This is a genomic window from Parasphingorhabdus cellanae, assembly GCF_017498565.1.
Classification (GTDB): Bacteria; Pseudomonadota; Alphaproteobacteria; order Sphingomonadales; family Sphingomonadaceae; genus Parasphingorhabdus; species Parasphingorhabdus cellanae.
The window spans coordinates 1,989,305-2,012,040 of the sequence record NZ_CP071794.1; the positions used below are offsets into that span (position 1 = coordinate 1,989,305).

14 protein-coding genes are annotated in these 22,736 nt (G+C 54.4%); 5 read left to right on the plus strand and 9 right to left on the minus strand.

Annotated features, from left to right (window positions below; translation table 11 throughout):
- The first annotated feature begins 29 nt into the window (after positions 1-29).
- The 4 genes from J4G78_RS09460 to J4G78_RS09475 all read left to right on the plus strand — a co-directional run bounded on the left by J4G78_RS09460 (position 30) and on the right by J4G78_RS09475 (position 4,973).
- Entirely contained in the window at positions 30-2,189 is a 2,160-nt protein-coding gene (locus J4G78_RS09460) for a PQQ-dependent dehydrogenase, methanol/ethanol family (protein ID WP_207986353.1), read from the plus strand.
- Between the two features lie 236 nt (positions 2,190-2,425).
- A complete protein-coding gene (locus J4G78_RS09465; RefSeq protein ID WP_207986354.1) occupies positions 2,426-2,764 on the plus strand; it encodes a P-II family nitrogen regulator in 339 nt (112 codons plus the stop codon).
- 44 nt (positions 2,765-2,808) lie between these two features.
- A complete protein-coding gene (gene glnA / locus J4G78_RS09470) occupies positions 2,809-4,221 on the plus strand; it encodes a type I glutamate--ammonia ligase (protein WP_207986355.1) in 1,413 nt (470 codons plus the stop codon).
- A gap of 107 nt (positions 4,222-4,328) precedes the next feature.
- Positions 4,329-4,973: a hypothetical protein gene (locus J4G78_RS09475; protein ID WP_207986356.1), complete on the plus strand. Its 645-nt coding sequence runs from the start codon at positions 4,329-4,331 to the stop codon at positions 4,971-4,973.
- 44 nt (positions 4,974-5,017) lie between these two features.
- Here the strand turns inward: J4G78_RS09475 and J4G78_RS09480 are convergent, their stop codons facing one another.
- Together J4G78_RS09480 and J4G78_RS09485 are read right to left on the minus strand one after the other, a co-directional pair.
- Entirely contained in the window at positions 5,018-9,202 is a 4,185-nt protein-coding gene (locus J4G78_RS09480) for a translocation/assembly module TamB domain-containing protein (protein ID WP_207986357.1), read from the minus strand.
- Positions 9,202-11,406, minus strand: coding sequence for an autotransporter assembly complex protein TamA (locus J4G78_RS09485; protein WP_207986358.1), 2,205 nt, complete (start codon positions 11,404-11,406; stop codon positions 9,202-9,204). Before J4G78_RS09485 ends, J4G78_RS09480 begins: the two co-directional genes overlap by 1 nt.
- A 238-nt stretch (positions 11,407-11,644) precedes the next feature.
- Here J4G78_RS09485 and J4G78_RS09490 point away from each other — a divergent pair, with 238 nt between their 5' ends.
- Complete coding sequence (locus J4G78_RS09490) at positions 11,645-12,211, plus strand: hypothetical protein (RefSeq protein ID WP_207986359.1); 567 nt, start codon at positions 11,645-11,647, stop codon at positions 12,209-12,211.
- Between the two features lie 39 nt (positions 12,212-12,250).
- Here the strand turns inward: J4G78_RS09490 and J4G78_RS09495 are convergent, their stop codons facing one another.
- The 7 genes from J4G78_RS09495 to J4G78_RS09525 form a co-directional block, all read right to left on the minus strand.
- The gene (locus J4G78_RS09495) at positions 12,251-13,417 is read right to left on the minus strand and encodes a winged helix-turn-helix domain-containing protein (RefSeq protein WP_207986360.1); all 1,167 of its coding nucleotides are present in this window, start codon (positions 13,415-13,417) and stop codon (positions 12,251-12,253) included.
- Position 13,418: 1 nt separating this feature from the next.
- Complete coding sequence (locus J4G78_RS09500; RefSeq protein ID WP_207986361.1) at positions 13,419-14,360, minus strand: DMT family transporter; 942 nt, start codon at positions 14,358-14,360, stop codon at positions 13,419-13,421.
- Between the two features lie 109 nt (positions 14,361-14,469).
- Positions 14,470-15,612 carry an acyl-CoA dehydrogenase family protein gene (locus tag J4G78_RS09505; RefSeq protein WP_207986362.1) on the minus strand — a complete coding sequence of 381 codons (1,143 nt, stop codon included), beginning with the start codon at positions 15,610-15,612 and terminating at the stop codon, positions 14,470-14,472.
- 24 nt (positions 15,613-15,636) lie between these two features.
- Entirely contained in the window at positions 15,637-16,080 is a 444-nt protein-coding gene (locus J4G78_RS09510) for an acyl-CoA thioesterase (protein WP_207986363.1), read from the minus strand.
- A complete protein-coding gene (locus J4G78_RS09515) occupies positions 16,070-17,257 on the minus strand; it encodes an iron-containing alcohol dehydrogenase (protein WP_243457312.1) in 1,188 nt (395 codons plus the stop codon). Before J4G78_RS09515 ends, J4G78_RS09510 begins: the two co-directional genes overlap by 11 nt.
- 97 nt (positions 17,258-17,354) lie before the next feature.
- A complete protein-coding gene (locus J4G78_RS09520; protein ID WP_243457042.1) occupies positions 17,355-19,859 on the minus strand; it encodes a TonB-dependent receptor in 2,505 nt (834 codons plus the stop codon).
- A 348-nt stretch (positions 19,860-20,207) separates the two neighbouring features.
- A complete protein-coding gene (locus J4G78_RS09525; protein WP_243457043.1) occupies positions 20,208-22,697 on the minus strand; it encodes a TonB-dependent receptor in 2,490 nt (829 codons plus the stop codon).
- Positions 22,698-22,736 lie beyond the last annotated feature (39 nt).

Below are 22,736 nucleotides of genomic sequence, written 5' to 3' on the forward strand. Positions count from 1 at the left end.
AAGGTTTCGCCTGCTCGGGAGAATTGACGATGCGTCGTTTGGGATTATTTTTTGCAATATGTCTGCTGGCGGCATGCCAGAATCAGACGACGGATGACGATAGTGGAGCAGTCACGCCAGTCGATGTTGGATGGAGCAATATTGGTTTCAACGCCAAGGAACAGCGACACAGTCCCCTCGACCAGATTAATGAGAGCAATGTGGGCGAATTGGGCATAGCCTGGTTCAAGGATTTGCCCGACGCGCGCGGGCAAGAAGCCACCCCGGTAGTGGTTGATGGAAAGCTTTATATCTCCACGGCCTGGTCCAAAGTTTTTGCTTATGATGCGAAAACGGGTGAAGAATTATGGTCTTATGATCCCGAAGTGCCGGGCGAAAAAGCGGTCGATGCTTGCTGTGACGTTGTTAATCGCGGCATTGCGATATCCCGTGGCAAAGTGTTTTTCGGCACCATCGATGGTCGGTTGATCGCGGTTGATGCTAATACCGGCGCGCGGCTCTGGGAAACGCAAACCACCGATAACAGCAAACCCTATACGATTACCGGCGCCCCGCGCGTCGTCAAAAATATGGTGATCATCGGCAATGGTGGCGCAGAATTTGGCGTGCGTGGCTATGTCACCGCCTATAACGTGTCCGACGGTTCCCAGAAATGGCGCTTTTACACGGTTCCCAATCCGGAGGGCAAAGCGGACGGCGCAGCGAGCGACGAGATTTTCGCAAAAGCCGCGAACAAGACTTGGGGCGATGGCGAATGGAAAGAATCCGGCGGTGGCGGAACGGTTTGGGACAGCATCGTCTATGACGCCGAACTCGATCAGCTTTATTTCGGCGTCGGCAATGGCAATCCGTGGAATCACGGCCTGCGGTCCGGCGGCGAAGGTGACAACCTGTTCCTGTCTTCCATTGTTGCGGTTGACCCCGATACCGGAAAATATCTCTGGCATTATCAGGAAACCCCGGCAGAAACCTGGGACTATACCGCCACCCAGCCTATCATCATCGCCGAGATTGACTGGCCCAAGGAGACCGAAGAGGGCGAGACCACCGCCCTGACCGAAAAGCGCAAGGTGCTGTTCCATGCGCCGAAAAACGGGTTTTTCTTTGTCATCGACCGCACCAACGGCCGCCTGATGAGCGCAGAACCCTTTGTCGAGAATATCAATTGGGCCGAAGGCTATGACCTGGAAACCGGCCGCCCGATCGAAAATCCGGACGCGCGTTTCTATAAGACGGGCAAGCCATTTGTTTCGATACCGGGCGCACTGGGGGCGCATAACTGGCATCCGATGAGCTATAATCCAAGCACCGGACTGGTTTATATACCCGCCCAGCAAATCCCGCAGGGCTATGATGTTCCGACCTCTGATCTCGACAAGAAGCGCGAGCGGCTTGGTTTTAATGTCGGCATTTCATGGGCAATTGGCCAACTTCCAGATGATCCGGCTGTCTATAAGGCTGCTATCGCTGCGACGACAGGTAAGCTGGTCGCCTTCAACCCCAAAACGGGCAAAACTGAATGGTCAGTCGATCATCCCGCTGCCTGGAATGGCGGCACCATGACAACCGCCGGTAATCTTGTCTTTCAAGGCACCAGCGTGGGTCAGTTCAAAGCCTTTGGCGCTGACAGCGGTGAAGAGCTTTTGAGCCTGGATATGCAGTCCGGCATTGTCGCGGCGCCTTCGACATTCATGATAGACGGCGAACAATATGTCGCGTTCCTGACCAGCAAAGGCGGCGCCTTTCCGCTCGTCGCTGGCGTTGCTGGCGGCGCTTCGCGCAAAGTTCCCAATATCCCGCGGCTTGTGGTTATGAAGCTGGGCGGAAAAACCACCCTGCCCGCCTTGCCTAAGACAAGCGAAGTCGTCTGGAATCCGCCAGAACCAACCGGAACGCCGGAACAGGTTGCCGCCGGTAAGGCGCTCTATGGTCGCAACTGCTTGGTCTGTCATGGCGATAGTGCCGTGGGCAATGGCTTCACGCCTGATCTGCGCGTGTCGGGCACCTTGGGCAGCGAAGAAGCATGGGCCTCGATCATAACAGGCGGCGCGTTGAAACAGCATGGCATGGTCAGCTTTGCCTCGCAGTTAAAGGCCGATCAGGTCGAAGCCTTGCGCCACTATGTTATTGACCGGTCCAACTGGACAAAGGCCAATGTGGCTGAGGATACCGCGCCTATCGCACGCTAGATCGAGCGCTTATTTACTGCCTAAAAATTAGGCAGTCAGGTTCACAAATGCCTGTTTTTTGGGCGGCATTGAAACTGTCATCGTTTGGCTTTAGCAGATTACTGGCGATTCTTTTCCCGATTCCAATCTGGCACGGTAATTGAATTGTAGCGGGCAAGTGCGCCCGGTTTTGGTGCTGCATAAGCACGCCATAGCAAGAGTCAACGCGGCCAAAATACAGGGATGGAACGACAAAAATGAAAAAGATCGAAGCGATCATCAAGCCTTTCAAACTCGACGAAGTGAAAGAGGCGCTTCACGAGGTCGGGGTATCGGGCATCACGGTTACAGAAGCGAAGGGTTTTGGCCGGCAAAAGGGCCATACCGAATTATATCGCGGCGCTGAATATGTCGTGGACTTTCTGCCGAAAGTGAAACTTGAAGTTGTTGTCGAAGACAATCTGGCCGAGCGGGTGGTCGAAGCCATTTCCTCTGCCGCGCAAACCGGCCGTATCGGCGACGGTAAAATCTTTGTTATTCCAGTCGAGTCCGCGTTGCGCATCCGTACAGGCGAACGCGACAACGACGCCATTTAATTTTCAATCATTTCAAACCACATAACAAACCAAGGGACAAAATAATGGGCAATACAGCTGCAGACGTCATGAAAATGATCAAGGAACATGAGATTGAGTGGGTCGATGTGCGTTTCACCGATCCCCGCGGCAAATGGCAGCATCTGTCCATGTGTGCGGACGTTGTCGACGAAGACGTCCTTGAAGAAGGCTTTATGTTTGACGGGTCTTCGATCGAGGGTTGGAAAGCGATTAACGAATCCGACATGATCCTGCGTCCCGATCTGGATGCGGTTTATATGGATCCGTTTTCAGCAACGCCGATGATGGTCCTAGTTTGCAACATTGTCGAGCCAGGCGATGGTTCGCTTTATAACCGTGACCCACGCTCTACTGCCGTACGCGCTGAGGCTTATCTCAAGTCCACCGGCATTGGCGACACGGTCTATGTTGGTCCGGAACCGGAATTTTTCATGTTTGACGATGTGAAATTCGAAGATGGCTATGACCGCAGCGGCTTCAAAATTGATGACGTTGAGCTGCCGACCAATACCGGCCGTGACTATGAAATCGGCAATATGGGCCATCGTCCCCGCGCCAAGGGCGGCTACTTCCCAGTAGCACCGGTGGACAGCGCCATGGATATTCGCGGCGAAATGGTTGCGACCATGATGGAAATGGGCCTGCCGATGGACAAGCATCATCACGAGGTGGCCGCGGCGCAGCACGAATTGGGCATCACTTTTGGGACGCTGGTCGAAACCGCTGACCGCACGCAGGTTTATAAATATGTCGTGCAGCAGGTTGCTCACGCTTATGGCAAAACCGCGACCTTCATGCCCAAACCGATCAAGGACGACAACGGTTCGGGTATGCACACCCACATGTCCATCTGGAAAGACGGCAAGCCGCTTTTTGCAGGCAATGAATATGCCGGCCTGTCGGAAATGTGCCTGCATTATATCGGCGGCGTGATCAAACATGCCAAGGCCTGTAACGCGTTCACCAATGCCACGACCAACAGCTACAAACGTCTGGTCCCCGGCTTTGAAGCACCGGTGCTGCTGGCCTATTCCAGCCGTAACCGCTCTGCATCCTGCCGTATTCCTTATGGCGCAGGCGACAAAGCCAAGCGTGTGGAATTCCGCTTCCCGGACGCATTGGCTAACCCATATCTGTCCGCATCAGCGCTGTTGATGGCGGGCCTCGACGGTATCGAGAATAAAATCCATCCTGGCGATGCGATGGACAAGAATCTCTATGACTTGCCGCCAGCAGAACTGGCCGAAGTTCCAACCGTTTGTGGTTCGTTGCGCGAAGCTTTGGAAGCATTGGAAGCTGATCACGAGTTTCTGTTGAAAGGTGATGTGTTCACCAAAGACCAGATCGACGCTTATGCCGAGTTGAAATGGGAAGAAGTCAGCCGTCTGGAAACCACGCCAAGCCCGGTTGAATTTGATATGTATTATTCGTCCTAAGCCAGACGATAACAATATTCAGAAACCCGGGGCAAGCAATTGCTCCGGGTTTTTTTGTTCAGCACTCCGACAGGCTCCGCATGCACATGAGAAAAGGGGAGTATGCTGTGATGCGACAAAACCTGACGTTCTTTTTCACCGCTATGGCGCTGTTATTGTCCGGCAACCTTGCCGCGGCAAAACAACCGGAATTTCTAGACCTTGAAGGAGTCAAACTGGAAATGACCGCCGACCAAGTTCGAGCGGCCATGCAAGCCAAAGGCAATCCCATAGCCCGGGAAGAAAAAGACGACCGGTTAAAATACAAGTCGAGCTTCCAAGATCTGGTTTCTGTAAAACGGGAGGATCCAAAACGGTTCAAAGGCTATACTCTAACCAGCGAGCTGCGCTACGAAACCGAGCGGGGCAATTTGCGGGTCAAATTCATGCCGTTTGTCGACCGGCTCGTTGTCGTTTCGGCGCGTTTATATTCCAACGATGCACCTTCGATGAGCCCCAGTATTCCTGATTGTGCAAAGTTCATGGACAAGATGGGTGAACGGTACGATCTCGATATCAACACCGATGCATCTCGGGGTCTGTCCCGCTATTCTTCAAAGCAAAAGCCGATGAAGGTGAATGGCGAGATGAAAGAAGATGGACAAATGCTGCTCTTCCGCTGCGGGCCTAGGATCATGCCACAAGTTCTTCTTCACAATCCCCATGCCCGGGACATGTTGATGCAGCAGATCGACCAAGCGCTATCCGATTAGCCTTTGTTGACGCTATCCACATAGCGATCACTGTGCCGGGGAAATCAATAGTCCTTCGACACCTGCACATTCACATTCTGGCGGCCGATCGTCGAGATGCTCGACAATATCGAAAGCCAGCGGGTAATCTGGAATTCCAGCGTTGTCGCGCTATAGCCCTTGCCGTCCGTGATCAGCTCTACATAAGCGCGGCGGGTAATATATTTCCCGGCAGCGATGGAGGTTCCCTGACCGCTGTCAACATCGGAGGGGAGGATGCGCAGCCGGTCCAGGCCGACCGCTTTGCGCAGCTGGTTAATCGGATCAAGACCGCCGCCGCTGTTCAGCGAAGCGACGGCAGCGGCCAATTGCACCGCTTCGGGCGCTGATAGGTCGGATATCGATGCCCCGAACAGGACGCGTGATAGCAGCTCATCCTCTGGCAAGGCAGGAACACTATTAAACGCGATCTCCGGGCTATTACCGCGGCCGGTCACACTGATCGTGGCATTCAGGCCCGTCAGGTTTGCCTCAGCCTCAATATCCAATATCGGGTTGGGCGGCTGGTTCCCCACAAAGCGAATCCGTCCGCGTTCCAGCTGAAAGCGGCGGCCAGCAAAAGTATAGTTGCCGCGGATCAGATCGGCACTGCCCGTCATTGCGAAATCGTCGACAGGACCAGAGACTTTCAGGCTGGCACGCCATTCACTATCGAGTCCCAATCCTTTGACCTGCAGGCGATTGGGCGCCTTGGCGTCAAGCGCAAAACGCCAGGGGCGGCTGCGAATGACGGGTGCGCGTTCATCGGCCCGGCGGTTAATTTCCGTCACTTTTATCTGCGGCAGTGCGACAGATTCGCTCGCCTTGCCAAATTGGAAAAAGCTGCGGTTCAATGTCAGATCACCGGATATCAAACCACCGTCGGCGGAACTGCGAATCTGAATCGGTCCGGTAACCGTTGCAGCGAAATCATCTCGCGCTATCAAACGCGCCTGTTGCGCCTTCATATCCAGCATGATGCCGATACCCTCACCGGGCGCCACCGCAAAGTTAAAACTGCCGCTGCCGCTGACAGAGCCGCCACCCCGGGTTGAACCGGTAATATTCGGCAGTACCAGACGTGATCCATCGAACTGGCCCTGCGCCTTGATTCCAGAAATCACGGTCCCGGTAAGACCGCTTTCCAGTCGCGCGTTGGTGGTACGCAATTGTCCGTTTATTTGCGGGTTGGCAAGTGTGCCCCGAACATCTGCACTGAGGTTTAACGGGCCGGTAAGATCAAATGTTTCCACGCCGGTGAGCCGCCACAACGCATCGGCCGCGCCATTAAACCGTGCTTGGGCAAACAGCGGGCTGCGCTGCAATTCATCCCGCCAGTTACCGTTACCAAAGCCGGTAATCCGGCCCTGAAAACGACCGATAGTCTTTGCTTGCGACTGGATGATCCCACGCGCCGCCGCGTTACGACCGGAAATAGCAATGTTCAGGCCGAGGTCAATCGGGGTTGATGTGAGGATCAGTCCGGATCTGGTCAGGCCTTTGATGTTGAGCTTCGCTTCACCGGTCGGCATTTGTGAGCCTGTCTGGGTCAAATTAACGGTGCCATCCGCTTCTCCGCCAAGTCCCAAGTCATCGGCCACAATGTCAACAAGGGTTAGTGGCATTTTTGACAAGGTCATGTTCAGCCGTGACGTCCCGCTACCCCATTGGCCGGAAAAGCGTGTGCTGCCGTTGCCATAGCGTAAAGTTGTCGGTGAGGCCGCCCAACCGCCACTGACGCGGCGCAGTTCGAGCGGCCGCACGAACCGCAAGGTTTGGCCTTCGAACAGGCCATTGCCTGTCATCACATAGCGGTCCGGCGTGATCTCCGCCTTTGCCTGAAAATTAAAAGTGCTGCCTCTGGTCCCTGCAATCGAGAAATTGGCATCTCCGGTGCCGTTTACCAGCTTGGCATTCCCGGCGATCCGGCCAACCATCAGGTCGCCGCGGCTGATCCCCTGCGCGCGCACGGTGACATCAATGTCGGATTGGCCTTCGACAAGCACAATATCCGCATCCAGCTTCCCGGTCCGAATAAGCGTCGGCGGCGCGCCATCAAAGCGGGCATTTCGGGCGGTGAGATCGGCGCGGATTAACTGGCGGTTCTGGCTGGGCTCAAACAAAACATTGCCGCTGACACCCCCGCCGCTAATCGCAAGATTGCCCGCCAGCCCGAGAGCAGTGGGGCGAATGACCCCAGTGGCCAGCGTGTCCGACAGTTTCAACCGGTCGACGCGCACCCGGGCCTCTTGTCCAGCAATGGTGATGATTGCGCCATTGCCAGTAAACGGCCCAAGGGTTGAGCCGCCCGCCGCTGTAAAGGCAAAGCCATTTTCCGCCGGGTCGAGATCAAGCTGCACGGCGGAAAGACCGGCCGCGGGCAAAGGGTTGTCGAGCAAAACGGCAATTTTGGGGCGAGCCAATGGACCGTTAAGATCAAGATCGAAGGGGCCATATTGATCATGCTCACCGCGTCCGGTAAATTCGAATATGGTGGCGCTCTGTTGCACGCCGTTGCCGTTAAAGCTGAGCTTCGGTGCTTCTACATTCAGCCCAGGGAAGCGCAGCTTCCGGTCAGCCCCCAGGACAAGCCCGGTTTTAACCACAGGAAGACCGCCACCCAGTTCGCGCAGGAACACATTGTCAAACCGCCGAAACTTCGCCGTGACCGCTCCGTCAATGGCCAGACCCGCAGCGCCTGGTCCGATTTCCAGACCCGCTATGATGTCGGCAATACCAACGCGCCGCAAAGCAAAACCCGGCGCTTGTGCATCAAGGTCAATTCGAAATTCGCCAGTCGCAAGCCGCGCCTCAATATCAGCAGTGCCCCTGACATTATCTGTTCTGACCACGGCGTTTTCAGCAAATAGGCGGCCCTGCTCTAACCGCAAAAAGGCTTTGCCGTTGAAACCGGACAAGAGTTGTTTGAGTAGCTCTCCGTTGCCAATCAAAGACTCAACAGCAAGCTCCACGGGAATATCAAAACCTGCGGAGTCACGCCGGCCCTCACCCGATGCCCTAACGCCCGTCAGCAACGTCTTACCAATGGCCAATTGCGGCGCTGTCAGCAGATATTGATAGCGTAACTGTGAAAATTTTCCATTGAGCAGCGCTTTGAATTCCAGATCCTGTGCTTTGAGATTTCTCGCTAAAGCCGATGGATCGCGTACATCAAATTCAATCCGCAGCGCATCAACACTGTTGCGGGCAAGGTCAATCCCGCCTGTCGCGGTTAGTCTGACGGCAGGGGAACGCGCCGCCAGATCCAGCCCGACTAACCTGTCTTCGACAGACGCATTGCCATTGATAACCAAGCGCGGAGCGGCAATTTTCGCGGCCAACCCTTTGGGCAGAAGATCCGATTCAATATTTCCATCATAACCAAATAGGCCTTCACGTGCCTCCAGCGTTAACTCCGCAAGCTGCTGGTCCGCGCTTTCCATCGACAGGTTGCCGTCCCATTTGGTCCAGTCGCCTTCACCTGCAATGGTGATCGCATAATCGCGCTTAAAGCCAAGTTGGCGCGCTATCACGCCCTGTGCTGGCGCTATGATTTCGGCATTAAGGTCGAGTTTTTCGCGCTCCGGTTCGGCATTGAGGCTCAGGATGATCTTGTCGCCACTGCGCGTTGTTGCGGCGTCAAGATTGATCATGACACGGCCGGATCGAATATCTGCCGCACCCGCCAAATCAGCGCGCTGTTCCTCGCCGATGACCGCCTCCCCCAGCAACAGATTTTCAGCCCGAAAAGCACCGAGATAGATATCAAAATCAGGGAGCAGGGGTTTGTCTTCCTGCGTATCGACAAGCGCGGGCAATCGCTCCAGCCGTGCTTGCGACACAACAGCGTTTGCAACGCTCAGTTCGTTGAAAATCCAAGCCAACGGGTTCCAATCCAATGCGACGCGGCCGGCTTCGAAAAATTGTCCTTCAGGGTCGGCCAGCCTAAGGTCGACAATCTCCATTTGGTCGTAAATTGATCCCTCGATATCGCCTATCCGGATACGCAGGCCATCACCGGGTTCCAGTGCTTCGATTTCGCTGATGATAAATTTATGGCCGCCTTCACTGTCCAGCCAATAAGCACCGCCCGTCAAAACAACAACGGCCAGCAACAGCACGCTTCCGAGAAAGACGACGATTGTCCGGCGCACACGGCGACGCGTTTTTATCGATTGACCATCATCAACGTCTGGTTCAGCGCCGCTCATCAAAAGGCCTGCCCGAGCGAGACATAGACCGCGATCCGAGAGTCGCCCGGTTGCGGATTAATCGGTGTGCCAACATCCACGCGAATGGGGCCAAAGGCGCTATAATAGCGGATACCCAGCCCGGTTCCGTACCGTATCCCGGAAAAATCAGGCAGCGATTCAGTATAGACATTACCGGCATCGATAAACGGCACGACGCCAAAATTTCCGCCAAAAATATCGAGCCGCACCCGCGCCTCTAACGAAAACTCCACCAGCGAACGTCCGCCTGCGGGATCATTATTTACATCGCGGGGCCCAATTCGCTGAAAACCGTAGCCGCGAACCGAACCACCGCCGCCGGAGTAGAGGCGGCGTGATGGCGCTATCCGGTTGCTGCCCGCCCCGACGATGGAACCAAAACGCGCGCGCCCGGCCAGCACAATTTTTTCTGACACGGGGAAATAGGCACTGCCATCGAGCTGACTGCGAACATAAAAGAAGCTGCCCGACTGCAAAGAAGCCTCGGGGGACAAGCGCGCACTCAGACGAAATCCTGTTGTCGGGTCAAGCAGATCATCACTCGCGTCATAGGAAAGCGTAGCAGGCAAAGCACCGATGAAAAATGTGTCGCGCGAAGTGGTTTGGTTGTCACCATCGATATCACGTTCTTGGGACGCGAGAAGTTCGAAGCCGGCTGACCAGTTCCACTTCTTTTGGAAGATAAGATTGCTTTGACGTTCGAGACTGCCGGAAACCGAAAACGTCCGTGCTTCAAAAGCAGAATTGTCGATATTGCTGAGCGCGACTTGCCCGTTCAAGACATTGTCACGGCGGCGGAAATTATTGCGGCGGTAGGTGATACTGCCTGACTGTTCCTGCGTCGCCAGAACACCGGTCAGTCTGATGAGCCCTTCCGGCGGAAAAAAATTCCGGTGTTCCCAGTTGATCTCGGATCGCAACCCTTCACCGGTGCCATAGCCCAACGCCCCCGATATGGTGCGCAGCGGCGCAGGCGTGACGGTGGCCGAAATATCAACAACGCCTGGCTTTTCCTCGGACGCTACTGGTTGCAACGCCGCCGTTGATACCAGACCTGTTGCAACAAGCGCGCGTCGAAGATCTTCAATGTCGGACTGTTTGTAAAGATCGCCCTCGTCAAAACGGGCAATGAGCTCGGCATGCTCTGGCCCGAACAATTCGGTATTCGTCATCAGGATGGAGCCAAAGACATATTTCTCGCCAGGCGTCACGACAATATCCAGATCCCCTTGCCGCTCGGCATGATCAATGACCAATGCAGGCTGGTCTGTTGCCGCAAAGGGATAACCATTTTCGGCCATAGCCTGATCCAACCTGGTCCGCGCATCGGCGATCGCGTCGCTGTTAACGACGTCCCCCGATTGTAGGCCAAATTGCTCTCTGAATTGCTGCGGATCATCTTCCTGCGCCTGGTCTATGCCGTCCAGGACAATGGTATCCAGACGGTATTGCGGTCCGGCCGTCACCGCTATCGTCACCGCAATGTCGGTGCCCTGCCCCGCTGCAAACCGATTGCGCACAATCGCATCATAATAGCCTTCAATCCTTAGCAACCGTTCGACCAGTTCACGGTCTGTCTCGGCCCGCCGTTTAATCTGTGCGAAATTGGCTTCGGCGTCCTTATATTCTTCCAGTGCTGATAGAGATTGAAAGCGCTCGCTGAACTGGCTGCCGAGATTGTCAGGCAGTCCGGAAAAACTTATTTCATAGGCGCGTTCCGCCATTGCATCGAGTGGCTGAAAATTAACAAAACCACCGTCCTGCAATCGTGTTCCAACCTGTCTTTGACCAACTTCTTGCTGACCGGGCTCTCTTCGCAGCGCGCCATCCTCGCTTTGAGTGCTATCATCCTCAGCGAGGCGGCGATCCATTTCCAAGTCGCGCTCGGTTGCTTCGGCGGGGTCTTGCGGTTCCTTATTGTCGGGTGAAGGCGCATTGAGATCCGGCCAATCGACGCCGAAGTCAGGAAAATCAGTCAGCGGTTGATCGGGGTCCAGCGGTTCCTGAACAGTGTCCATATCGCCGGATATGGCTTGATCCAACTGATCAGCGGCACTTTCACTGTCGATATTCTGGGCGATATTCCGGGCGAGAAGCGGCTGCGCTGTATTTAGCGAGAAAGCCGCAAAGACTATTACAAACCGCAACATCAACAGGCGGTAACGATACGCGATCAGGCCCATTCCGGTTCTTTAGACCGTCCCATTGGCGGAAGCCAATGAAATAGGCGGGGTTTCGGGTGGATGTCTCAATTAACCCGACTATCTGCCGAAAATCACAATCTCAGACGCGTTGGCGGTGACGCTTGAGACAGGCCTCTCGCGACTATTTTAACTTATTGTTAACCAAAATCGCTCATATTTGTCTGATCGTGTGAACGGCCTTGCTTATCGGGCCTGAAAACAATGTGGGAATGTAAAAATGTCTGGTAAATGGGCCAAATTGATCGAGGCGGCATTGATTGCTGGTATATTGACTGCTGGAATTGCGACAGCGCAGGCCGCTCATACTGCTCCGCTGCAAGCCGCCATTCAGGCAGGTGACCCGCGTGCCAATGTAAAAATCGAAAGCAAAATCCTGGTGGAACGCACCGAAGAGGACGCAGCGGGCCAAGCCGTCACCAAATTATATCCCCCAAGCGACGTGAAAGTTATCCCTGGCGACAAGCTTATATTCATTAACAGCTACAACAATACAGGCAGCACAGCCGTAACCGGTTTTGTCGTCAATAATCCCGTTCATTCTGCCGTTGCTTTTGCAGGCGTCAGAGAGGATTGGGCAACCGTATCCGTTGATGGCGGCAAGCATTTTGCCCGTCTGACCGAGCTTACGGTCTCTGATATTACAGAGGCAAATGCAGAAACAGAAAGCGTGAATATTACCCGCGCAGCACAGCCGCGCGACGTCACGCATATCCGCTGGATGTTTGACAAAGCGATTGAAGCAAGCGGTTCTGGTGAACTGCGTTTTAGCGGCATCGTAAAATAATATTGGGTAAAATAAAATTGGGCAAAATAGAATTTGGATTTAGCGGCCAATGCGGCCGCACTGCCATTCAACCGTATCTGCACCAATAAAACGCGCCAGGCGACTGAGTTCGGCATCAAGCTTTTCCGCCCGATCAGCCGTCCATTTAACACCCGATTCAGGCCATATCTGAACCACCTTTACGATCCCCGCCTTACGGTCTGCTTTCAGCTCGATACGGCCAACAAAGCGGTCGCGCTCTAGCAGCGGATAGACATAATAGCCCCAGCGCCGCTTGGCAGCGGGCACAAAAATCTCAATGCGATAATCAAAGCCGAAGAGGCGCGACAGCCGCGTGCGATCCCTGATGGCGGGATCAAAGGGGCTTAATATCCGCAGCCGTGATGTCGGGGACCGCATATTGACAAGCAGCGATCCAATATTGGCGGGGGCGACCATGCTGACCCAGTCACCATCGACAGTTTCCAGCTCAATCGGTACCAGATGATCCGATGCTTTGCCCGCCCAAGTCTTAACTTCTGGCGCGTCCATCGCCGCCCAAAATCTTTGAATATCTCCCAAAGTCCCAAATCCCAACCGATCGAGCGCAGCCCTGCACAGCCAGTCCACCTGATGGTCGTCGCTATGATCCACTTCCCGGTGGCCAGCGGGTATCACCCGCTCGGCGAGGTCATAATATTTGACAAATTTCTCGCGGTGCGACGTCGCCAGTTCGCCAGCATACCATAGCTGATCCAAAGCCCGCTTATGCGGCGGCCGGGCCCACATTTCTTTCTTACCGACAATTTTCGTGTCGAATGCATGGGTCGACAGCGGCCCTTCCCTTGAAATGCGCGCCTTGATTGCTGCTATGTCAGCTGCATCCATGGCCTTGTGTTTAGCCGCTCGTGCACCCAGACGTCGAAACTGACGTTGCCAGAGCGGATAGAAATCCATCGGCAAAACCGATGCGTCATGGGTAAAATGCTCAAATACCGACCGGTCGTTGGCCAATAATTTGTTCAGCATCGGCTCACGATAATTCTGGTTGCGGCTCCACAAAATATGATGATGGGCGCGCGTAACGTTGCGAATGGTGTCGAGCTGGACAAATCCTAAATCTTTGATGATCTGCAATAGATCGTGCGAGCCGGTTGGCGTGTCTGCCAGACCGGTGCGATCCAGCCACAAGCGGCGTGCATCCCGGTTTTTAATCCTGAGCACCATATCAAATGGCGGTGGTTTCGATATGCGCGACCGGACGGCGGCCGCGGCGTGACGCCAATATGCAACCCGCGACGATCAGCACGGTACCGAATATCGTCGGCAGCGTGACGGGTTCTGAAAAGAATATCCAACCGAAAATCGCGGCCCAGACAAAGGCGCTATATTCCAAATTGATCAGCACCTGCGCCTGTGCCCGGGCATAGCCCCACGCGATGAACAGCGCTGAGATTATAGACAATAAAGCCGCTGCCAGAAATTCCGGTGCATATTGCGTATCCGGAACAACGGCCAAAAACGGCGCGACCAATGCATAGCTGACCCCGACAATCAGGTTCTGGAAAAAGCTGATCTCAATGGGGTCCGCGACCAAAGCCTGACTGCGCTGGATCACCAGATTGGCGGCGTAGAGCAGAGCGGATAACAGAACCGCTCCGAAACCCAGCAATTCGTCATTGGTATATTCTCCGCTCATCTTGCCCCAACCAATTACTACGACCCCGGCTATGCCAAGAACCGACGCAAAAATCGCGTTGCGGTGGATGGTCTCTCCCAGAAATACTGCTGCCAGATAGAGAGCGATAATCGGTGCAATGAATGACAGCGCAACGGCTTCGGCAATCGGCACGCGGACCAGTGCCCAGAAAAACAGGAAGGCCATGAAAACTGTTATGATTCCGCGCTGCAAATGGATTTTCAGCGTCGAACCAGCGGGCATTTTGGGACGGCGCGCGAAATATAATAAGCTTACCAGACATAGCGCCAGCAGCACCCGCCAGAATATCGCATTATATGCACCCAGCGATATGCTGAGGCTTTTCATCGTCACGTCCATCAGGCAGAAAAAGGCCAGGCCGGTCATCACCGACCCGATTGGGAATATAGCTGAGCCCGCAGTATCACCGTCTGGATTGGCACTATTTGGGTTAGAACCCGGTGAGGTCATAGCCAATTCCCGTTAGTCCTGAGCCTGTCGAAGGACGTCTATCGATCTTGCAACACCCTTCGACAAGCTCAGGGTTAACGGGATGGGGTTAAACTGATTGCAGAGATAGTTAAAGCCCCATCTGCTTCACCGCCAAGTCGCGCATGATTTCTTCTGACCCGCCGCCAATCGCCATAACTTTGACCTCGCGGTAAAAACGCTCGACAACATTCCCTCGAAGATAGCCGGCTCCGCCCCAGATTTGCATGGCTTCACTTGCACAATATTCAAGACTTTTGGTGCTGAAAAACTTCGCTTTGCAGATTTGATCCACCGGCATTTTATCATTTTCGGCCAGAAAGCATATCTGGTTCACCCACGCTTCGGTCGCATCGACGCGGGCCGACATTTCCGCGATCTTGTGACGGATCACCTGATGCTGGCTGAGCGGTTTGCCAAAGGTCTCACGCTGCTGTGCATAGGCGATGGATTCCTCCAGTAAGACCCGCATCATGCCAAGGCACTGCGCGACCATACCCAACCGTTCATAGTTAAAATTATGCATGATCTGAATGAAGCCGCGCCCTTCATCACCCAACATATTGCCTGCCGGAACGCGGACATCATCGAAATAGAGCGTCGCCTGATCCGACGCCCACCAGCCCATTTTCTTGTCGAGCGCGGTACGGGAAAAACCCTCCATATCTTTCTCGACCAGAAAGAGGGAAATGCCGTTGAGCCCCTCACCGCCTGTCCGCGCGCCGACCACGAAATAATCGGATGTCATCCCACCGGTTATGAACGTCTTTGACCCGTTAATGATCCAGTGATTGCCGTCCTGCCGCGCGGTCGTTTTCATATTGGCGACATCAGAACCGCCGCCCGGTTCTGTCACGCCAAGACTGGAGCCGACGCGCCCTTGGACGATATCTTTTAATATGCGGTCCTTAATCTCCTGAGAGGCCAGTTTCTCAATCGGGCCGATGGAGATACTGCGCCCGCCCAGCGCCGCCAACGTGCCGCCATTGTGGGCCCGGGCCGCCTCTTCGCCCCAGATGCAGCGCATATACATATCGTCAAAGCCAAGCCCGCCATATTGCTCGGCCACGCCGAAACCCCAGGTGCCCAGTGCGCCCACCTTTTGATGGACCTCCCACGGGATTTCTCCCGCTTCGTCCCACGCATTGGCATGAGGCTGCAACTCGGTTTCGATAAAACGCCGGGTCATTTCCCGAAATTGCTGGCGTTCTTCGGTATCGGCGGCGTGGCGCATGATCCTGGTCCTTTAACTGCTCAGTTAAAGGGTTATCAATTCCAGCGCAGAACGCAAGGGTGCGGACAGCGGCGTTGGCCGCCTGTTCTCCCGGTCCACATAGACATGGGTGAAGCTGCCTGCCGCCGATGCGGTCTTCTCATCGCCGCGAAACAAGCCGACCCCATAGGTCACGCTGGTCCGGCCAAGCTTCTCGACGCGGATGCGTGCCTCGACCAGATCGGGAAAGGCGATAGGTGCAAAATATTCGCACGAGGTCTGCACGACCAACCCGATGACATCGCTCTTTTCAATGTCGAGCGCGCTTTGCTCGATAAGATAGCGATTCACCGCGCTATCAAACCAGAAATAATAGACCGCATTGTTGACATGACCATAGGGATCATTGTCATTCCAGCGGGTGGTGATGGATGAGCCATCGCGATAATCATCCCACACGGGCGGTGGGGTGCGCTCTTTACCAGGCATCGGCGTAGATCCGCTTGGCATCGGCGAGATCCAATTCTTTGGGATTGTTGACGAGTAGCCTTGTCTGCAACATGGCGGCCTCTGCCAGCTCGTCCACCGCGTCTTGAGTGATGCCGACTTCACGCAAGCGACGGGGCGCGTTCACCTTTACGGCCAAGCCTTCGAGATAATCGATCAATTCCTGCGCCCGGGCTTCCGCACTGTTCGGACCCGCTTTCGGCACGTCCAGCGCATCGGCCAATTCCGCGTAGAGCGGGGCCGCAGCCTCCAGATTGAACTGCATGATATGCGGCATGACGAGCGCGTTGGAGAGCCCGTGCGGGATATGATAAATCCCGCCGAGCGGATAAGCGAGCGCATGGATCGCGCCGACCGGCGAGTTTGCAAAAGCCTGTCCCGCCAGCATGGACCCGCGCAGCATCGCTTCACGGGCAACCATATTAGACCCGTCCGAACAGGCGGATTCTATGTGGGCGGTAAGAAGCTTAAGCGCCTCAATCGCCAGCATATCGGAGACCGGGTTTTTTGCGTGCCGGCCCGTAAAGGCTTCAATCGCATGGACCATGGCATCAATGCCGGTCGCTGCGGTGACGTCAGCAGGAAGGTCAAGTGTCAGCGAAGGGTCCAGGATTGCAGCATCGGCAAACAGATGCGGTGAGACGATACCCGCCTTGGTCGTTTCGCCAGTGGTCAGGATAGAGATAGCAGTCACTTCAGAACCGGTGCCCGATGTTGTTGGGATCAATATGGTGGGGAGCCCCTTGCGCGCCAATTGGGCAACACCATAGATTTCGGAAAGACTTTGCGCGCCCTCAACGGCCAGCGCAGCAACCACCTTAGCCGTATCCAGCGAACTGCCGCCGCCCAGACCGATGACAATGTCGGCCTCTGCGGTCTTCGCCATATCAATGGCTTGCTCGACTATGGCTTCCGGCGGATCAGCAATCACAGCGTCAAATATTTGCGCGGTCAATCCAGCGTCACTCAGTGCCTTTTCCACCGGCGTGATCAGGCCGGCACCAATAATGCCTTTGTCAGTCACGATCAGCGGGCGGTTAGCCCCAAGTGCCGCAATCTGATTGGCCAAAAGCGAAAGACAGCCCTCGCCAAAATGCAGGACCGGCACGGTTTGAAAACTATAGCTGCTCATCGGGATGACTTTTGCACCGATGATCATCTCACGCAACCGGCATTGACCATAGCAACAATAAAAAGGGGCCGGAAAAACCGGCCCCTCCTTGTGGTGACGAAATGCCCCCGAATTGTTTAAAACCTTAGAATGCGCCGCGAAGGGTCACACCAAATGTCCGTGGCTCTTGCGGGAATGCAGAGCGTGAACCGCCGCGCAGCACGGTGTTGAACGTAACACCGCGTGTGGTTTCGTTGGTCAGGTTCTGTACCCAGGCTTCGATGCCCCAGCTATCATCCTGGCTACCGATACCGGCGCGCAAGTTGATTTTGACGTTACCGTCCTGAACATCAAATGGAACCGGAGTCCGCGTTGTCAGATCGGATGGATCAAACGCTTGCGTCGATGTCCGGCGATCGCTTTCAAAACGGACCTGGCCGTTCAGGAAGAAATCGAGACTGTCGCCAAGATCACGCTCATAGGTTGCGCCGGTGATGGCAACAATCTGAGGCGCGTTGGTCAATGAGTTTCCGCATAGCGAAAGCACATTGTTTGACGTTTGCGTTCCCGCACAGTCATTAGGATAGTTGGCGTCGGTATAAGTGACACCAGCGTTGACGGTGAAATTATCGTCAGGCCGGATAACCGCTTCGATTTCAACGCCTTGCGTTTCCGCTTTTGGCACGTTGAACGTCTGGAACTGAGCACCGGTGAATTCCAGAACCTGGAAGTTCGAGAATTCCTGATAGAAAGCCGCGACGTTTAACGTCACAGCATTATCAAGGAATTTGCCTTTCAGCCCGATTTCATAGGCATCGACTTCTTCGGAAAGGAAGCTCGGATCGGCTCCGTTAACCGCTGCCGTTGAGTCCAGGTTGAAACCACCCGATTTATAACCATGGGTGAAGCTGGCATAAATGTTGATCGGATCAGCAAATTGGTAAGAAGCCTTGACCGTGTAGATCAACTCGCTGTCGTTAAACTCATCCGAATAGGTCCGTGGCAAGGGAAGCCCGTTGCCGGGTGCCGTTGCAGATCCTGGCAAATCGGCAGGAGCAACAAAGGCAAAACAACCCAGGCCGAACAAACCGTTACGCAATCCGTCCGTTGCTGGAGAGGATGGCGGAATTGGTGCCGCACCTGGAGGTGTTACGCCGCCAAGGTTGCTGACGATTGCCGGGCAAACGCCATTATTGGAAGCAGGCTGGCTGAAACTGCCGGTCTTGCTTTCATCCGAATAACGCAGGCCGACGGTGAGATCCAAACTGTCGGTAATTTCAAGCGTGTTATGCGTAAAGAAAGAGAAGCTCTCACTATCCTGCGCATAAGCATTGGTCGCTGTCACCGTCGCTGGGCTAACCCCAGAGAATAGCGTCAACGGTGCTGGTCCTGCCGCACCGCCGAAGATCGCGCCAACAAGCGCGTCATATTCTGCGCCCAGCGAGAAATCGGTCTGCTGGCGAATTTCTTCGTCAGAATAATAAGCACCAACCAACCAGCTTAACCGGCCATCAAACAATTCACCCTGAAAGCGCAGCTCGTGGGTCATTGTGGTGATTTCGGTGTTCAGCCGGTCAATGTCGAATACACTCAAACCGGAAAAGTCGGAGTCATAGGATTCAACCGATTCAAAATCACGATAGGAACCAATATAGATCACATCTGCATTGTCGCCGAGTGGGAATTCGACTTCTGCACTCACGCCCCATTGATCAACGTCCGCTTGCGGCAGAAAGCTCATCGTTGCAACCCGGTCATCCAACGCCTGTTCAGCAGCTGTCTGATCAAATGGTGTCGTCGCAACATTAGGAGCAGCCATGCCGCCAATGGCCAGCGGCGATGCCAAAAGCTCTACCGCACCACAGCAGCTGGATGTACTCTTGGAATAGTCACCGATCAAACGAACGGTCAGACCGCTATCGCCTTCATAGCCGATTTGGCCGCGGATCAGATATTGATCGATATCATTGGTATCGCCAATGTCATTGCCCGCGCCATCGACCACATCGATATAGCCATCGCGCTGACGATAAGCGCCAGTCAAACGAACGGCCAATGTGTCTTCAACAACCGGTACGTTAACAGCGCCTTGCACACTGACCAGATCATAATTGCCGTAGCTAGCGTTCACAAAACCGCCAAATTCCGAAACATCGGGGCGTTTGTTGGTGATATTCAGTGCACCAGCCGAAGTATTACGTCCGAACAACGTGCCTTGCGGTCCGCGCAGAACTTCCACCCGTTCCACGTCGACAAATTCGGAAAGTGCGACACCGGGGCGCGACTGATATACACCATCGACAAAAATACCGACGGCGGATTCAAAGCCAATATTGTTGGAGGTGGTACCAACGCCTCTGATGCGCAAAACCACCGAACCAGATGCGATCTGCGCATTGGAGGTTGAGAAGCTTGGAGATACGCTGCCGATATTTTGAACGTTGACAACGCCCTGCTGTTCCAGCTGGACGGGGCTAACCGCGGTCACAGCAATAGGAATGTCCTGCACATCTTCTGCACGGCGGGTCGCGGTCACGATGATGACATTATCATCAACTGTTTCTTCAGCGCCTTGATCTTGTGCGTAAGCTGGCGCTGTCATAGCGCTTGTGCACAATGCTGCCATGAGGACGCGATTCAAACTTTTCATAACTATTCTCTCCCGTTAAACTCACCGCCGCTTGCCATTTGTCCCTGTATTTTGGGGAAGGAGCATGATCTCATTGCATTGGTTTCACGAGCATAGGTCGTTTAGTCGGGCTATTAAATCAAGACGATATGCACATTATTGTGCAGAAAATGGCGGGCCGTGGTAAAAATGATACAATGCGAAATAGCAGGATTTCCGGCGCGACAAGCCCATCAACACACAATCTGTGGTATATATGATGCTATTATCATACCATCTGGCGGTTACGAACAGGCTGAGCACGCAAAAAAGGGGCCGGAATACCGGCCCCAATCATGCTGACGAAATGCCCCCTAAACGGCTAAACTATTAGAATTTTCCGCGCAACGTGACACCAAATGTGCGTGGTTCCTGAATATAGGCCGAGCGCGATCCCGAGCGCAGGACGGTGTTGAAGGTCACACCGCGTGTCACTTCATTGGTCAGATTGTTGACCCACGCTTCGATCCCCCACAGATCATCCTGGCTGCCGATACCGGCGCGCAGGTTAATCTTGGTATTGCCATCCTGAATATCGAAAGCGAGTGGCGTCTGGTCGTCTAGATTCCCAGGATTAGACGGCTGGGTAGATGTCCGCCGATCGCTTTCCATGCGAATTTGACCGTTGAGGAAAAAGTCGAGATTGCTTCCAATATCCCGTTCATAAGTGGCTCCTGCGATGGCGACAATGTCCGGAGCATTGGTGAGAGAAGCACCGCATAGATTCTGAACCTGAAGATCGGTCAAATCACCGGCACAGTCATTGGGATATCTCGCGTCCGTATAGGTAAGGCCAGCATTCATCGTGAAATTATCATCAGGACGAATGACCGTTTCAATTTCAACGCCCGTGGTTTTCGCTTTCGGTACATTGAATGTCTGGAACTGAGTGCCGGTAAATTCGAGAATTTGAAAATTCGTAAATTCTTCATGGAAGCCGGCAACATTCAAAGTCACTCGGTTGTCGAGAAACTTGGCCTTCAAACCGACTTCATAGGCATCGACTTCTTCGGAATCAAAGCGCGGATCGCCGCCGCCCGCCGCAGCAGTTGAATCGAGGTTGAACCCGCCGGACTTATAACCATGCGTAAAGCTGGCATAGATATTGATCGGCGCTGCAAATTCATAAGCAATTTTACCGGTATAGATGAGTTCGCTGTCATTAAACTCACCGGCAAAGGGTCGCGGCAAAAATGCAAAGGGAATTTCCGTATCGGTCGTATCGGACCCTACTGCCGGAGCAAGAAAGGCAAAACACCCCAATGCTACCGCGTCTCGAGGAACGGCAGTAGGATTAGCTTGAAAAGCCGCCCGAATATTGGTGCAAAGCGGGTTATTAATGGCTGTTTGCTCAAAACTGCCATCCTTGCTCTCGTCAGAATAGCGCAGGCCCACCGTCAGTTCCAAACCGTCGACAATTTCCAATGTATTATGCGTAAACAAGGACCAGCTTTTGCTGCTCTGGGCATAGCTGTTGGTCGCTGTCACGACCGTGGGATCGATCCCGCCGGATAATTGTTCAAGCGGATTGGCACCCAAGGCGCCCTGAAAAAGCGCGCCGACCAATGCGTCATAATCATCGCCCAAAGAAAAGCTGACATCCTGCTCGATATCTTCATCCGAATAATAACCGCCAACCAGCCAGTTCAGCTTGCCGTCAAAGGCCTCGCCCTGCACCCTGAGTTCGTGGGTCATGGTGTTGATGTTGGCCCGCGCCAGATCAACATCGAATATATCCAGGGCCGTAAAATCAGAGTCGTAAGATTCCCGGCTGTCAAATTCGCGATAGGAGCCAATATAGATAATGTCGGCATTGTCGCTAATCGGGAACTCAATCTCTCCGGTCACACCCCATTGTTCCAGATTGCCGCGCGGCGCGAAATTGGCGGAAGCAATCCGGTCATCCGCTGCCTCTTGCCCGGTATTGGGTTGAAACTGTCCGCCGCGCGGGCCAAGACCCACCGCCTCAAACAAGCCTGATGTTTCCAGAGGCGATGCCAGCAATTCTACCGCAGAACAGCAATTGGCTGTGCTTTTCTGAAAATCCCCGATTACACGGACCGTCAGGCCGCTATCGCCTTCATAGCCAAGCTGGCCACGAATAAGATACTGGTCTTGTTCGTTGGACTCCCCGATTTTGCCGGTTTCATCGACCACATCGATAAAGCCGTCGCGCTCCCGATAGGCACCCGTCAAACGCAGCGCCAGTGTGTCCTGCACGATCGGAACATTGATGGCGCCTTGCACATTTATCAGATCATGATTGCCATAGGTCGCATTAACAAAACCGCCAAATTCACTGACATCCGGCCGCACGTTGGTGATCGTCAACGCCCCGGCTGAGGTATTGCGTCCAAATAGCGTGCCCTGGGGTCCGCGCAGAACTTCGACCCGTTCCACGTCAACAAATTCGGAAAGGGCAATGCCGGGACGGGACTGATAAACACCGTCAACAAATATCCCGACGGCGCTTTCAAAACCGATATTATTGGAGGTTGTGCCAATGCCTCTGATTTGCAGCACCACCGTGCCTGAGGCGGCTTGCGCATTGGAGGTTGAGAAGCTGGGTGAGACCTGCGTGATATCCTGAACATTGACCACGCCCTGCCGTTCCAGTTGCACCGGGCTGACCGCCGTCACTGCCACGGGAATATCCTGCACATCCTGGGCGCGACGGGTAGCGGTCACGATGATGATATTATCATCCACCGTTTCTTCCGCGCTTTGATCTTGTTGATCTTGTGCATAGGCGGGGGTGATTGATGCGATGGGGGCCGTGCTGCAAAGGGCAGCCATGAGGACGCGATTCATACTCTTCATAATCATTCTCTCCAGTTGAACGTAACCACAGCATGCCAT

Bases quoted from the DNA above. Each gene is read 5' to 3' on its own strand.
- J4G78_RS09460 (WP_207986353.1), top strand. From the start codon at position 30: ATGCGTCGTTTGGGATTATTTTTTGCAATATGTCTGCTGGCGGCATGC.
- J4G78_RS09465 (WP_207986354.1), top strand. From the start codon at position 2,426: ATGAAAAAGATCGAAGCGATCATCAAGCCTTTCAAACTCGACGAAGTG.
- glnA (WP_207986355.1), top strand. From the start codon at position 2,809: ATGGGCAATACAGCTGCAGACGTCATGAAAATGATCAAGGAACATGAG.
- J4G78_RS09480 (WP_207986357.1), bottom strand. From the start codon at position 9,202: ATGAGCGGCGCTGAACCAGACGTTGATGATGGTCAATCGATAAAAACG.
- J4G78_RS09485 (WP_207986358.1), bottom strand. From the start codon at position 11,406: ATGGGCCTGATCGCGTATCGTTACCGCCTGTTGATGTTGCGGTTTGTA.
- J4G78_RS09490 (WP_207986359.1), top strand. From the start codon at position 11,645: ATGTCTGGTAAATGGGCCAAATTGATCGAGGCGGCATTGATTGCTGGT.
- J4G78_RS09495 (WP_207986360.1), bottom strand. From the start codon at position 13,417: ATGGTGCTCAGGATTAAAAACCGGGATGCACGCCGCTTGTGGCTGGAT.
- J4G78_RS09500 (WP_207986361.1), bottom strand. From the start codon at position 14,360: ATGACCTCACCGGGTTCTAACCCAAATAGTGCCAATCCAGACGGTGAT.
- J4G78_RS09505 (WP_207986362.1), bottom strand. From the start codon at position 15,612: ATGCGCCACGCCGCCGATACCGAAGAACGCCAGCAATTTCGGGAAATG.
- J4G78_RS09510 (WP_207986363.1), bottom strand. From the start codon at position 16,080: ATGCCTGGTAAAGAGCGCACCCCACCGCCCGTGTGGGATGATTATCGC.
- J4G78_RS09515 (WP_243457312.1), bottom strand. From the start codon at position 17,257: ATGATCATCGGTGCAAAAGTCATCCCGATGAGCAGCTATAGTTTTCAA.
- J4G78_RS09520 (WP_243457042.1), bottom strand. From the start codon at position 19,859: ATGAAAAGTTTGAATCGCGTCCTCATGGCAGCATTGTGCACAAGCGCT.
- J4G78_RS09525 (WP_243457043.1), bottom strand. From the start codon at position 22,697: ATGAAGAGTATGAATCGCGTCCTCATGGCTGCCCTTTGCAGCACGGCC.